This window comes from Serratia sp. PL7, assembly GCF_945957435.1.
The window spans coordinates 305,903-319,630 of sequence record NZ_CAMFLB010000004.1 but is presented as its reverse complement, the minus strand read 5'-3'; the positions used below and the strand labels follow the sequence as shown (position 1 = coordinate 319,630).

Annotated in this window: 10 protein-coding genes; 8 read left to right on the top strand and 2 right to left on the bottom strand. The window is 61.3% G+C overall.

The features are described from left to right. Positions 1-164 precede the first annotated feature (164 nt). Positions 165-3,071 (top strand): RNA polymerase-associated protein RapA, encoded by a 2,907-nt coding sequence (rapA, locus tag N6G83_RS21710; protein ID WP_060448173.1) that lies wholly within the window; start codon positions 165-167, stop codon positions 3,069-3,071. Positions 3,072-3,128: 57 nt separating this feature from the next. Further along, positions 3,129-3,779 (top strand): bifunctional tRNA pseudouridine(32) synthase/23S rRNA pseudouridine(746) synthase RluA, encoded by a 651-nt coding sequence (gene rluA, locus N6G83_RS21705; protein WP_043135978.1) that lies wholly within the window; start codon positions 3,129-3,131, stop codon positions 3,777-3,779. 143 nt (positions 3,780-3,922) lie between these two features. Here the strand turns inward: rluA and djlA are convergent, their stop codons facing one another. Then, the gene (djlA, locus tag N6G83_RS21700) at positions 3,923-4,744 is read right to left on the bottom strand and encodes a co-chaperone DjlA (protein ID WP_025301546.1); all 822 of its coding nucleotides are present in this window, start codon (positions 4,742-4,744) and stop codon (positions 3,923-3,925) included. A gap of 228 nt (positions 4,745-4,972) precedes the next feature. On the opposite strand from djlA, the gene lptD reads away from it, so the two are divergent. From lptD to apaH, 6 genes are all read left to right on the top strand, one after another. After that, positions 4,973-7,333 carry an LPS assembly protein LptD gene (gene lptD / locus N6G83_RS21695; protein ID WP_043135981.1) on the top strand — a complete coding sequence of 787 codons (2,361 nt, stop codon included), beginning with the start codon at positions 4,973-4,975 and terminating at the stop codon, positions 7,331-7,333. Positions 7,334-7,398: 65 nt separating this feature from the next. Then, positions 7,399-8,700, top strand: a complete 1,302-nt coding sequence (gene surA, locus N6G83_RS21690; protein ID WP_025301544.1) for a peptidylprolyl isomerase SurA — start codon at positions 7,399-7,401, stop codon at positions 8,698-8,700. Then, on the top strand, positions 8,687-9,679 hold the full coding sequence (pdxA, locus tag N6G83_RS21685; RefSeq protein WP_060448277.1) for a 4-hydroxythreonine-4-phosphate dehydrogenase PdxA: 993 nt from the start codon (positions 8,687-8,689) through the stop codon (positions 9,677-9,679). Before surA ends, pdxA begins: the two co-directional genes overlap by 14 nt. After that, positions 9,672-10,490: a 16S rRNA (adenine(1518)-N(6)/adenine(1519)-N(6))-dimethyltransferase RsmA gene (gene rsmA / locus N6G83_RS21680; protein WP_025301542.1), complete on the top strand. Its 819-nt coding sequence runs from the start codon at positions 9,672-9,674 to the stop codon at positions 10,488-10,490. Before pdxA ends, rsmA begins: the two co-directional genes overlap by 8 nt. Before the next feature lie 12 nt (positions 10,491-10,502). Continuing rightward, entirely contained in the window at positions 10,503-10,880 is a 378-nt protein-coding gene (gene apaG / locus N6G83_RS21675) for a Co2+/Mg2+ efflux protein ApaG (RefSeq protein ID WP_016929119.1), read from the top strand. A gap of 2 nt (positions 10,881-10,882) precedes the next feature. Beyond that, positions 10,883-11,734: a bis(5'-nucleosyl)-tetraphosphatase (symmetrical) ApaH gene (gene apaH / locus N6G83_RS21670; protein WP_043135986.1), complete on the top strand. Its 852-nt coding sequence runs from the start codon at positions 10,883-10,885 to the stop codon at positions 11,732-11,734. 50 nt (positions 11,735-11,784) lie between these two features. On the opposite strand, the gene N6G83_RS21665 is transcribed toward apaH, so the two are convergent. Beyond that, positions 11,785-13,674: a PhoX family phosphatase gene (locus tag N6G83_RS21665; protein WP_142590888.1), complete on the bottom strand. Its 1,890-nt coding sequence runs from the start codon at positions 13,672-13,674 to the stop codon at positions 11,785-11,787. Positions 13,675-13,728 lie beyond the last annotated feature (54 nt).

The following is a 13,728-nucleotide window of genomic DNA, read 5'->3' as shown; positions in this document are numbered from 1 at the left end:
CTGAACCACGCTTAGCCCTGCCGTTTCGCGACGTCTGCATGGCGTGAACGGCTATTGCCCGTCAAATTTAAAACAAACCGGGATTAACCGATGTTCAGTACAGGTGCCGCGGCCCTTCCCGCCCGGTAACAAGACTTACTTACAAAGAATCGAGCCGACAATATATGCCTTTTACTCTTGGTCAACGCTGGATCAGCGACACGGAAAGCGAATTAGGACTGGGCACCGTCGTGGCGCTGGACGCGCGCATGGTTACCCTGCTTTTCCCCGCCACCGGTGAAAACCGCCTCTATGCCAGAAATGATTCGCCGATCACCCGCGTGATGTTCAACCCGGGCGATACCGTCAGCAGCCACGAGGGATGGCAGCTGCAGGTGGAAGAGGTGAAAGAGGAAAACGGTCTGTTGACCTATATCGGCACCCGCCTGGACACCCAGGAAAGCGGCGTGGCGATGCGCGAAGTGCTGCTGGACAGCAAACTGACCTTCAGCAAGCCGCAGGATCGCCTGTTCGCCGGCCAAATCGACCGCATGGATCGTTTCGCGCTGCGTTTTCGCGCCCGCAAATACCAGAGCGAGCAGTATCGCCTGCCGTTCGCCGGCCTGCGCGGCATGCGCGCCAGCCTGATCCCGCACCAGCTGCACATCGCTCATGAAGTCGGCCAGCGCCATGCGCCGCGCGTTCTGCTGGCGGACGAAGTCGGCCTCGGCAAAACCATCGAAGCCGGCATGATCATCCACCAGCAACTGCTGGCGGGCCGCGCCGAACGCGTGCTGATCGTGGTGCCGGAAACGCTGCAGCACCAGTGGCTGGTGGAGATGATGCGCCGCTTCAACCTCTACTTCTCGCTGTTCGACGACAGCCGCTACGCCGAAGCCAAGCTCGACAGCAGCAACCCGTTCGAGACCGAACAGCTGGTGATCTGCTCGCTGGACTTCGTGCGCCGCAACAAGCAGCGCCTGGAAGAGCTGGCGGACGCCCAGTGGGATCTGCTGGTGGTCGATGAAGCGCACCACCTGGCCTGGAGTGAAGAAGCGCCGAGCCGCGAATATCAGGTGATCGAACAGCTGGCCGAGCATATCCCCGGCGTGCTGCTGCTGACCGCCACCCCGGAGCAGCTGGGCCAACAGAGCCACTTTGCGCGCCTGCGCCTGCTCGATCCGAACCGTTTCCACGACTACGGCGAGTTCGTCGCCGAACAGCAGAAATACCGTCCGGTGGCCGACGCCGTCACCCTGCTGCTGAGCGGTGAACGCCTGGCCGACGACAAGCTGAACCTGCTGGGCGAGCTGATCGACGAGCAGGACATCGAACCGCTGCTCAAAGCGGCCAACAGCGAAGGCGACAACGCCGAGCAGGCGCGCCAGGAGCTGGTGGCCATGCTGATGGATCGCCACGGCACCAGCCGCGTGCTGTTCCGCAACACCCGCAACGGCGTGAAGGGCTTCCCGCACCGCAACCTGCACCAGATCAAGCTCCCGTTGCCAACCCAGTATCAGACCGCGATCAAAGTGTCCGGCATCATGGGCGCCAAGAAATCCGTCGAAGCGCGCGCGCGCGACATGCTGTACCCGGAGCAGATCTACCAGGAATTCGAGGGCGAAAACGCCACCTGGTGGAACTTCGACCCGCGCGTCGAGTGGTTGCTGGACTACCTGCTGGCCAACCGTAACGAAAAAGTGCTGGTGATCTGCGCCAAAGCCGACACCGCGCTGCAGCTGGAGCAGGTGCTGCGCGAGCGTGAAGCGATCCGCGCCGCGGTGTTCCACGAAGGGCTGTCGATCATCGAGCGCGACCGCGCCGCCGCCTACTTCGCCTCCGAAGAGGAGGGCGCGCAGGTGCTGCTGTGTTCCGAGATCGGCTCCGAAGGCCGCAACTTCCAGTTCGCCAGCCAGCTGGTGATGTTCGATCTGCCGTTCAACCCGGATCTGCTGGAACAGCGTATCGGCCGTCTGGACCGTATCGGCCAAATGCACGATATCCAGATCATGGTGCCTTACCTGGAGCACACCGCGCAGGCGGTGCTGGGCCGTTGGTTCCACGAGGGGCTGGACGCCTTCGAACACACCTGCCCAACCGGCCGCACCATCTACGACAGCTGCTACGAGCAGTTGATCGGCTATCTGGCCGCGCCGACCGAGCAGGAAGGCCTGGACGAATTCATCCACGCCTGCCGCCAGCAGCACGATCAGTTGAAAGCGCAGCTGGAACAGGGCCGCGACCGCCTGCTGGAGATGCACTCCAACGGCGGCGACAAAGCCCAAGCGCTGGCCGCCGCCATCGCCGAGCAGGATAACGACGTCAACCTGGTAGGCTTCGCGCTCAACCTGTTCGACATTGTCGGCATCAATCAGGAAGACCGCAGCGACAGCCTGATCGTGCTGACGCCGTCAGACCATATGCTGGTGCCGGACTTCCCGGGCCTGCCGCAGGACGGCTGCACCGTGACCTTCGACCGCGATCAGGCGCTGTCGCGCGAAGACGCGCAGTTCGTCAGTTGGGAGCACCCGATCATCCGCAATGGCCTGGATCTGATCCTGTCCGGCGATACCGGCAGCTGCGCGGTGTCCCTGTTGAAAAACAAAGCACTGCCGGTTGGCACCCTGCTGGTGGAACTGGTCTATGTGGTGGAGGCCCAGGCGCCGAAACACCTGCAGCTGACCCGCTTCCTGCCACCGACGCCGATCCGCATGCTGATGGATCGCAAGGGCACCAACCTGGCGGCGCAGGTCGAGTTCGAAAGCTTCAACCGCCAGTTGAACGCGGTCAACCGCCACACCTCCAGCAAGCTGGTCAATGCCGTGCAACAAGACGTGCACGCCATGCTGCAGCAGGCGGAAAGCCTGGTGGAAGCGCAGGCGCGCCAGCTTATCGAACAGGCGAAGCAAGAGGCGGACGACAAGCTGAGCGCAGAGCTGGCGCGTCTGGAAGCGCTGAAGGCGGTCAACCCGAACATCCGCGACGACGAAGTCGAGACGCTGGAGTTCAACCGCCGTCAGGTGCTGGCCAACCTCAATGAAGCCGGCTGGCGTCTCGACGCCATTCGACTGGTGGTGGTCACCCACCAATAACCGGCGCGATGCGGGGAGGCCACCGTCTCCCCGTTCGGCCCTTTTCGCGGAGCCAAGATGGAACCCTACAATCCCCCGCAGGACCCGCTGCACATCCTGTATCAGGATGAACACATCATGGTGGTCAACAAGCCCAGCGGCTTGCTGTCGGTACCCGGCCGCGCCCCGGAAAACAAAGACAGCCTGATGACCCGCATTCAGGCCGATCATCCGGCCGCCGAATCGGTGCACCGGCTGGATATGGCCACGAGCGGGGTGATCGTGGTGGCGCTCAACAAGGCCGCCGAGCGTGAGCTAAAGCGTCAATTTCGCGAACGCGAACCGAAGAAATCCTATATCGCCCGCGTTTGGGGACATATGGCGCATGATGAAGGGTTAGTGGATTTGCCGCTGATCTGCGACTGGCCGAACCGGCCGCTGCAAAAAGTGTGTTTTGACACCGGCAAAGCGGCGCAGACGGAATATCGGGTGCTGTCGCGCGACGCCGACGGCAGCACCCGCGTGAAGCTGACGCCGATCACCGGCCGCTCGCACCAGCTGCGGGTGCACATGCTGGCGCTGGGACACCCGATCCTCGGCGACGGTTTCTATGCCCCGCCGGAAGCCAAAGCGATGGCGCCGCGGCTGCAGCTGCACGCGCAGGAGTTGCGCATCACCCACCCCGCCTTCCAGACGCCGATGCACTTTCGCGCCGAGCCGGATTTCTGAGCTCATCACCCTGAGATACCCTAAATAATTCGAGTTGCAGGAAGGCGGCAACTAAGCGCAGCCCCGGGAGCGTACAAAAAGTACGTGACCGGGGTAAGCGCGGGCAGCCAACACTCCTGCAGCTCGAAGTATGACGGGTATCGTTATTTAAAACCTTTCTCGCGTTTGATCAGGTCGTACGCCGCCTGGATCTCCTGCGCTTTCTGCTTGGCCATTTCCATCATCTCCGGCGGCAAGCCTTTCGCCACCAGCTTATCCGGATGGTGTTCGCTCATCAGCTTGCGGTAGGCGCGTTTGATGGTGGCGGCATCGTCGCTGCTGCGCACGCCAAGCACCTTGCACGCATCGTCGAGCGTCGGGCCGCGCTGAGCCTGCTGATAGCCGCCCTGCGAATACCCGCCCTGCTGACCGCCGCCGAACTGACGCCCGCCCTCCATCATGCTGAGGAACTGATCGAACTGCGCGCGCGAAATGCCCAGCTCTTCGGCGATGACATACAGCACCTGACGTTCGTTCGGGTGCAGCGAGCCGTCGGCGAACGCCGCCTGAATCTGAATTTCCAGAAACATCCGAATCAGATCGAAGCGGCCGAAACAGATACTGCGGAACTGCTGCAGCGTCTCACGCAGCGGGAACTGGCTCTGTTTGCCCTCGCGGAACGCCTGCTGCGCCGCGGTGCGCGCTTCGCCGTGCAGTTGAAGGCGATCCATAAACAGGCTGGCGATCTGAATATCCGCCTCGGTGACGCGTCCTTTGGATTTGGTCAGGTGGCCCATCACCTGAAAAGTGGTGCGGAAAAACAGCGTTTGCCGCGTTTGCTGGTCGGTGAAAAACCCCCGACTGCGCTTGTTGCTGCGCGCCGTATCGATCATATGACCGATAATCAGCCCCAGAACTACACCCCAGAATCCCGCGCCAGACCAGATGGCGACGATGACGCCGAGCAGTTTTCCCCAATACTGCATATACTCCTCAATTATCATGCCGAAAGCCGCCCGCTCTCCTCCGTTTCAGGAAAGGGCGCAGGCGATTTTTCCTAGAATTTGGATTATCATACCTGTCATTTATCTTTGCGCCTAACGACGACGCAAGTAAACGGCTGGATTTAGCACTAGCGCAACGCAGATGAGTAATATAGTCTCTGACCGTTTGCCGGACACGACGCCTCTGATGACGGAACACCAAAACCGCGTATGAAAAAAAGTTTCCCAACACTGCTGGCCACGATGATTTGGACGGCACTCTACAGTCAGCATGCGCTGGCTGATCTGGCCGAGCAATGCATGCTTGGCGTTCCCGTTTACGACAAGCCTTTGGTCAGCGGCGATCCGAACAGCCAGCCGGTGACCATCAATGCCGATGACTCGCGCGCCGACTACCCGAAAAGCGCCCTGTTCAGCGGCAACGTGCATATCGAGCAGGGTAACAGCACCCTGACCGCCAAAGAAGTTGAGCTGAACCAGACGGAAAACCCCGGCCAGACGGATCCGGTGCGCACCGTCACCGCTACCGGCGACGTGCACTACAGCGACAATCAGATCAAACTGAAAGGCCCGAAGGCCTGGTCGAACCTGAATACCAAAGATACCGACGTCTATGAAGGCGACTACCAGATGGTAGGCCGTCAGGGTCGCGGCGACGCCGACAAGATGAAAATGCGCGGCGCCAACCGTTACACCATCCTGGAAAACGGCACCTTTACCTCCTGCCTGCCGGGCGACGACAGCTGGAGCGTGGTCGGTTCCGAAGTGATCCACGATCGCGAAGAGCAGGTGGCGGAAATCTGGAACGCCCGCTTCCGCATCGGCGGCGTGCCGGTGTTCTACAGCCCGTACCTGCAATTGCCGGTCGGCGACAAGCGCCGTTCCGGCTTCCTGATCCCGAACGCCAAGTACGGCAGCAACAATGGCTTCGAGTTCATGTTGCCGTACTATTGGAACATCGCGCCGAACTACGACGCCACCATCACACCGCACTATATGTCCAAGCGCGGCCTGCAGTGGCAGACCGAGTTCCGTTATCTGGTGCAGCCGGGCCTCGGCCTGATGGAGTTCGACTGGCTGCCGGACGACAAAGAATACGGCAAAGATCATGACGACAACAAACGCTGGCTGTTCTACTGGAACCATAACGGCGTCATGGATCAGGTATGGCGCTTCAACGTCGACTACACCAAGGTCAGCGATTCCAAATACTTCACCGATCTGGACTCCAAATACGGTTCCACCACCGACGGCTACGCCACGCAGAAATTCAGCCTCGGCTACGCCAACGAAAACTGGAACGCCACGCTGAGCTCCAAGCAGTTCCAGATCTACGACGACACCGATCGTTCACAGTCGGACTCGTATAAAGTTCAGCCGCAGCTGGACCTGAACTACTACAAGAACGACCTCGGCCCGTTCGACTTCCATATTTACGGCCAGGCGGCCAAGTTCACCAGCGTCAACCCATATAGCCCTGACGCCACCCGTCTGCATATGGAGCCGACGCTGAGTCTGCCGCTCACCAACGGCTGGGCCAGCCTGAACACCGAAGCCAAGGTGATGGCGACCCACTACCAGCAGGATATTCCTGACGGTTTCGCGGCCAACTACCAGAGCCGCAAAAACGCTGCCGCGCCGGAGCTCGATGATTCGGTCAACCGCGTACTGCCGCAGTTCAAAGTCGACGGCAAGCTGGTGTTCGAGAGGCCGATGATCTGGGCCGAGGGCGCTACCCAGACGCTGGAGCCGCGCGTGCAGTACCTGTATGTGCCGTACCGCGACCAGAGCAACATCTACACCTACGACACCACGCTGCTGCAGACCGACTACTCCGGCCTGTTCCGCGATCGCACCTACAGCGGCCTGGATCGCATCGCTTCGCAGAACCGCGTCTCTACCGGTTTGACCACCCGCATTTATGATGACGCCCTGGTTGAACGTTTTAACGCTTCCGTGGGTCAAATCTACTACTTCAGCCGTTCGCGTACCGGTGACCAGATGACCGGTTACGACAACAACGACGATACCGGCAGCGTAGCCTGGGCCGGCGATACCTATTGGAAAATCGACGATCGTTGGGGCCTGCGCGGCGGCCTGCAGTACGACACCCGCCTGAACAGCGTCTCGCTGGGCAACGGCGTGGTGGAATACCGCCAGGACGCCGAGCGCGTGGTGCAGTTGAACTACCGTTACGCCACGCCGGAATATATCCAGACGGCGTTGAACACCAAAACGGTTCCGGCCTTCCAGGACGGCATCTCGCAGGTGGGCATCACCGGCAGTTGGCCGATCGCCGATCGTTGGGCGGTGGTCGGGGCGTACTACTACGACACCCGCGCCAAACAATCCGCCGATCAGTTGGTGGGGCTGAAGTACAACACCTGCTGCTGGGCGGTGACGCTGGGCTATGAGCGCAAGATCACCGACTGGAACAACAGCAACAATACCAGCGTTTACGACAACAGAGTTTCGTTCAACGTCGAACTGCGCGGCCTGAGCAGCGATCATAGTCTCGGCTCCGCAGAAATGCTGCGCTCCGGCATTCTGCCGTATCAGCGCGCATTCTGACGCTTTGCAACACTTTGAAAACGAGAACTTTCACCCGCATTTGCGGATTACATAATGGGAAATGTATGAAGAACTGGAGAACGCTTATTCTCGGATTGGTGGTTTGCGCCAATGCCGCGTTCGCAGCACCCCAAGAAGTGGATAAAGTCGCCGCCGTCGTGGATAACGGCGTGGTACTCGAAAGCGACGTCAACGGTCTGTTGCAGTCAGTCAAGCTCAACGCCCAGCAGGCCGGCCAGCAACTGCCGGACGACAAGACGCTGCGCCATCAGATCATCGAACGCCTGATCATGGATAACATCCAGCTGCAGATGGCCAAGAAAATGGGCATCACCGTGTCCGATGCCGATCTGGACAAGGCGATCGCCAACATCGCCGCGCAAAACAAGATGAGCGTCGATCAGCTGCGCAGCCGCCTGTCGTACGAAGGGTTGAACTACAACACCTACCGCGCGCAGATCCGCAAAGAGATGCTGATCTCCGAAGTGCGTAACAACGAAGTGCGCCGCCGCGTCACCATCCTGCCACAGGAAGTGGACGCACTGGCCAAACAGGTGGGCGCACAGAACGGCAGCGACACCGAAATGAACATCAGCCACATCCTGATCCCGCTGCCGGAAAACCCGTCGCAGCAGCAGGTCGACAAAGCCGAAGAGCTGGCCAAACGTCTGGTGGGTGAGATCAACAGCGGCGCCGACTTCGGCAAGCTGGCGATCACCTACTCCGCCGACTCTCAGGCGCTGAAAGGTGGCAACATGGGCTGGGGCAAACTGCAAGAAATCCCGACCCTGTTCGCGGAACGTCTGGTGAGCGCCAAGAAAGGCGACGTCGTCGGCCCAATCCGTTCCGGCGTCGGCTTCCACATCCTGAAAGTGAACGACATTCGCGGCGCCAGCCAGTCGGTGTCGGTCACCGAAGTGCACGCCCGTCACATCCTGCTGAAACCTTCAGTGGTGCTGACCGACGACCAGGCTCGCGCCAAACTGCAATCCGTGGCGGAAGCGATCAAGAGCGGCCGCGCCAAGTTTGCCGACGAAGCCAAACAGCTGTCGCAAGATCCGGGTTCTGCGATGCAAGGCGGCGATCTGGGCTGGGCTTCCCCGGACATCTACGATCCGGCCTTCCGCGATGCGTTGCTAAAGCTGAGCAAGGGTGAAATCAGCGCGCCGGTCCACTCCTCCTTCGGTTGGCACCTGATCCAGCTGCTGGATACCCGTCAGGTGGATAAGACCGACGCTGCGCAAAAAGACCGTGCTTACCGTATGCTGTTCAACCGTAAGTTCGCTGAAGAAGCGCAGACCTGGATGCAGGAACAGCGCGCCCAGGCTTACGTGAAGATCCTCGATGGCAGCGATGCACAGCAATAAACGCGTCGTCATTACCCCCGGCGAACCCGCCGGGGTGGGGCCGGATTTGGTAGCCGCGCTGGCGCAACAGGATTGGCCTGTTGAGCTGGTGGTGTGCGCCGATCCGGCCCTGCTGCTTGAACGCGCCAAGCGTATGGGCCTGCCGCTGACGCTGCGCGACTACCAGCCGCAGCAACCGGCCGAAGCGCAACGCGCCGGCACGCTGACCGTGCTACCGGTCCCGCTCGCTCACCCGGTTACCGCCGGTGAGTTGAACGTCGGCAACAGCGCCTACGTGGTGGAAACCCTGGCGCGCGCCTGCGACGGCTGCCTGAACGGCGAGTTCGCGGCGCTGATCACCGGCCCGGTGAACAAGGGCGTGATCAACGACGCCGGCGTGCCGTTTATCGGCCATACCGAATTCTTTGCCGATCGCAGCCGCTGCGATCGCGTGGTGATGATGCTCGCGACCGAAGAGCTGCGCGTGGCGCTGGCGACCACCCACCTGCCGCTGCTGGCGGTGCCGGGCGCCATCACGCAGCAGAGCCTGTTCGAAGTCATCCGCATCCTCGACCACGATCTGAAAACCAAATTTGGCATCGCCCAGCCGCACATTTACGTTTGCGGTCTGAATCCCCACGCCGGGGAAGGCGGCCATATGGGGCACGAAGAGATAGATACCATCATCCCGGCGCTCGACGCGCTGCGCGCTGACGGCATCCATCTTGTCGGCCCGCTGCCGGCGGACACCCTGTTCCAGCCCAAATATCTGCAAGATGCCGATGCGGTGCTGGCGATGTATCACGATCAGGGGCTGCCGGTGCTAAAATACCAAGGGTTCGGCCGCGCGGTGAATATCACCCTCGGTTTGCCTTTCATACGCACCTCGGTCGACCACGGTACCGCTCTGGAACTGGCCGGCACCGGCACCGCCGATGTCGGCAGTTTCCAAACGGCCCTGAATCTCGCCATTAAAATGATAATTAATTGTAATGAATAACAGAGTCCACCAAGGGCACTTTGCCCGCAAACGCTTTGGACAAAACTTTTTAACCGATCAGTTTGTCATCGATAGCATTGTCTCCGCCATTCACCCACAGCCGGGCGAAGCGGTGGTTGAGATCGGCCCCGGCCTCGGCGCGTTGACCGAGCCGGTCGGCGCACGCATGGACCGCATGACGGTGATCGAACTGGACCGCGATCTGGCCACCCGGCTGGAGAACCACCCGCGCCTGAAAGACAAGCTGACCATCCACCAGCAGGACGCCATGACGGTGAATTTCGCCGAACTGGCCGAGGAAGCTGGCCAACCGCTGCGCGTATTTGGTAACCTGCCGTACAATATTTCGACGCCGCTGATGTTCCACCTTTTCAGCTATACTCAGGCAATCCGCGACATGCACTTTATGTTGCAAAAAGAGGTGGTCAACCGTCTGGTGGCCGGCCCGAACAGCAAGGCCTACGGGCGTTTGACCGTGATGGCGCAGTACTACTGCAACGTCATTCCGGTGCTGGAAGTGCCGCCGACCGCGTTCGCGCCGCCGCCGAAGGTCGATTCCGCCGTGGTGCGTCTGGTGCCGCACACCGAGCTGCCGAACCCGGTGGGCGACGTGCGCATGCTGAGCCGCATCACCACGCAGGCATTCAACCAGCGGCGGAAAACCATCCGCAATAGCCTGGGCGACCTGTTCACGCCGGAGCAGCTGACGGAGCTGGGCGTCGATCCTTCGCTCAGAGCAGAAAATATTTCTGTGGCGCAGTACTGCAAGCTGGCGAACTGGCTGTCAGCCAATCCGGCGCCGCAGCAATAAGGAGTTGTTGTCATGATTGATTCGCCCCGCGTGTGTATTCAGGTTCAGAGCATCTATGTGGAATCACAGTCGATCCCTGAAGAAGAGCGTTACGTCTTCGCCTATACCATCACCATCCGCAATCTGGGGCGGACCGACGTGCAACTGTTGGGCCGTTACTGGCTGATCACCAACAGCAACGGCCGTCAGACCGAAGTCCAGGGCGAAGGCGTGATCGGCGAACAGCCCGTCATTCCGCCCGGTGGCGAGTTTCAGTACACTAGCGGCGCCATTCTGGAAACGCCGCTGGGCACCATGGAAGGCCATTACGAAATGGTGGACCATCAGGGTCAGCCGTTCCGCACCGCTATTCCCGTGTTCCGCTTAGCCATTCCAACGCTGATCCATTAACTATGTCGACATACCTTATCGGCGACGTTCACGGCTGTTTCGATGAACTGAAGTCGCTGCTGGCTCAGGCTGCTTTCGATCCCGAGCGCGATCAACTGTGGCTGACCGGCGATCTGGTGGCGCGCGGCCCCGCCTCGCTGGACGTGCTGCGCTATGTGCGCTCGCTCGGCCCGGCGGTGCGCATGGTGCTGGGCAACCACGATCTGCACCTGCTGGCGGTTTACGCCGGCATTAGCCGCAACAAACCCAAAGATCGCATCACGCCGCTGCTGGAAGCGCCGGACGCCGACGAACTGATCAATTGGCTGCGCCGCCAACCGGTGCTGCAGGTGGATGATGAGCAAAAGCTGGTGATGGCCCACGCCGGCATCACCCCGCAGTGGGACATCGACACCGCGAAAATGTGCGCACGCGAAGTGGAGGCGGTATTGAGCAGCGACAGCTATCCGCTGTTCCTCGACGCCATGTACGGCGACATGCCGAACAACTGGGCGCCGGAGCTGAGCGGCCTGGCGCGCCTGCGTTTCAGCACCAATGCGCTGACGCGCATGCGCTACTGCTTCCCCAACGGCCAGCTCGACATGATCTGCAAAGATGCGCCGGGCAGCGCGCCGGCGCCGCTGAAACCGTGGTTCGAGCTGCCGCGCCTGGTGGATCCGGAATACACCATCATCTTCGGCCACTGGGCCTCGCTGGAAGGCAAGGGTACGCCGGAGGGCGTGATCGGGCTGGATACCGGCTGCTGCTGGGGCGGCGATCTGACGATGCTGCGCTGGGAAGACCGCCGTTACTTCACGCAACCCGCCAATCGCGGCGAAGCGCCTGACCACGCCGGCAGATTAGCCGCATCCTGAAACGATAAAGGCGGCCCGGTGGCCGCCTTTGTTCTGTATTGATTGCCGCCTTACGCTCCAATCACTCCGCCATCTTCACGCGTGATCATCAACACCGATGAACGCGGGCACGGGCTGTTGTTCGGGAAGTGCGAATCGCCCTCTTCTCCCGGATGCTGTACGTTGACGAACATCGTCTTGTAGTCCGGGGTGAAGGTGATGCCGGTCAGTTCGCAGGACTTTGGCCCCACCATGAAACGGCGGATCTCGCCGCTGACCGGATCGCCCACCAGCATCTGGTTGTTGCCCTGCCCGACGTAATCGCCCTTGTTGCTGTACTTGCCGTCGGTGAGGATCCACAGGCGGCCGGCGCGATCGAAGCCCAGCCCGTCCGGGCTGTTGAAGGTATTTTCCGCCGTGATATTCGGCGTGCCGCGGTTGACGCCTTCGGGGTGGGCGATCGGGTTGCCGCACAACGCATAGATGTCCCAGGCGAAGACGTCGGCGGTGGCGTCGCCGCCCTCGTCCCAGCGAATGATTTGGCCGTAGATATTGTTCGGTCGCGGGTTGGCGGCGTTCAACGGCATCCCTTCCTCGCCGCGCTTGCTGTTGTTGGTCAGCGTGCAGTACGCGCGTCCGTCATGCGGGTTGACCGCGATCCACTCAGGGCGATCCATCTTGGTGGCGCCGACCTGCTGCGCCGCCTTGCGGGCGAAGATCAGCACTTCGGCCTCGTCGCGGAAGCCGTTCTCCGGCGTCAGGCCGTTCTTGCCGAACTCGAGCGCAATCCAGCGCCCTTTGCCCTTCAGCGGCGTGCCGGCTTCGTCGCCGTCGAACTGCGCCACGTACAGCGTTCCCTCGTCCAGCAGCGTGCGATTGTTGGCCGGATTGGCGGCGTCGACCACGCCTTTGGAAACGTACTTATAGATATGTTCACCGCGCTCGTCGTCGCCCATATACACCACCAGACGGCCGTCTTTGGCCACGGTCACCGCCGCGTTTTCATGTTTGAAGCGGCCGAGCGCGGTGTGCTTGATGGGCGTCGAGGTCGGATTCAACGGATCGATCTCGACGATCCAGCCGTGGCGGTTGAATTCGTTGGGGTTCTTCGCCACATCGAAGCGCTCGTCATAGTCCGGCCAGTTGCGCTCCGGTTCGTTGACCTTCAGCGTGTAGCGCTTCTGTTCCGGCGTGGTTCGATAATCGGCCTGACGGGTGCCGAAATAGGTGTCGAAGTTTTCCTCGCAGGTCAGGTAGGTGCCCCACGGCGTCTTGCCGTTGGCGCAATTGCCGAACGTGCCCAGCACCTTGCGGCCGCTCGGATCGGCGGCGGTCTGCAACAGCGGATGTCCGGCGGCCGGGCCGCTGAATTGCATCTCGCTGTTGGCGGTGATGCGGCGGTTATAGCGCGACGGGCGCTCCACCGCCCAGCGCTGGCCGTCGCCGACCCGCTTGACCGCGACAATGGAGACGCCGTGCGCCGCCTGCGATTTGCGCACCTCTTCCAGGCTGGTGGCCTTGGCGCCGCCGTGGGCGAACAGGTACTGCTCGTTAACGTATTCGTTATTGATGGCCATCACGCCGTGATTGTCATCGATAGGGAAGAAGCTCATGCCATCGTTGTTGTCGCCAAACTGTTTTTCCTGATCGGCGGCGCTGTTGTTGCCCTGCGGATCGAAGGCCGGCGCGCCGTCCACCAGCGGCTCGCCCCAGGAGATCAGCACCTCGGCGCGGTAGCCTGGCGCTATCGTCACTTCATCGGCGGTAGACGCGGCGATGCCCCGGAAACCCAGCAGCGTGTTCGGCGGCAGATCCTCGGCTAACGCCTCGGCGGAGACCGACCAGATGCCGCCGCCGAGAAAACCGGCCAGGCCGACGGCGCCGGCGCTGCCGAGCAGCAGCTTGCGGCGAGTGGGATCGATCAGGCGGTCGGCGTCTAATTGCTCAATTTGCTTGGTCATAACGTGGTTACCTTTTTAGTTATGGCGCCGCGGTCAAGATTCACCAGAGTTGCC

Coding starts and splice junctions, on each gene's coding strand:
- N6G83_RS21665 (WP_142590888.1), bottom strand. CDS start 13,674: ATGACCAAGCAAATTGAGCAATTAGACGCCGACCGCCTGATCGATCCC.
- rsmA (WP_025301542.1), top strand. CDS start 9,672: ATGAATAACAGAGTCCACCAAGGGCACTTTGCCCGCAAACGCTTTGGA.
- rluA (WP_043135978.1), top strand. CDS start 3,129: ATGGAACCCTACAATCCCCCGCAGGACCCGCTGCACATCCTGTATCAG.
- lptD (WP_043135981.1), top strand. CDS start 4,973: ATGAAAAAAAGTTTCCCAACACTGCTGGCCACGATGATTTGGACGGCA.
- apaG (WP_016929119.1), top strand. CDS start 10,503: ATGATTGATTCGCCCCGCGTGTGTATTCAGGTTCAGAGCATCTATGTG.
- rapA (WP_060448173.1), top strand. CDS start 165: ATGCCTTTTACTCTTGGTCAACGCTGGATCAGCGACACGGAAAGCGAA.
- pdxA (WP_060448277.1), top strand. CDS start 8,687: ATGCACAGCAATAAACGCGTCGTCATTACCCCCGGCGAACCCGCCGGG.
- apaH (WP_043135986.1), top strand. CDS start 10,883: ATGTCGACATACCTTATCGGCGACGTTCACGGCTGTTTCGATGAACTG.
- djlA (WP_025301546.1), bottom strand. CDS start 4,744: ATGCAGTATTGGGGAAAACTGCTCGGCGTCATCGTCGCCATCTGGTCT.
- surA (WP_025301544.1), top strand. CDS start 7,399: ATGAAGAACTGGAGAACGCTTATTCTCGGATTGGTGGTTTGCGCCAAT.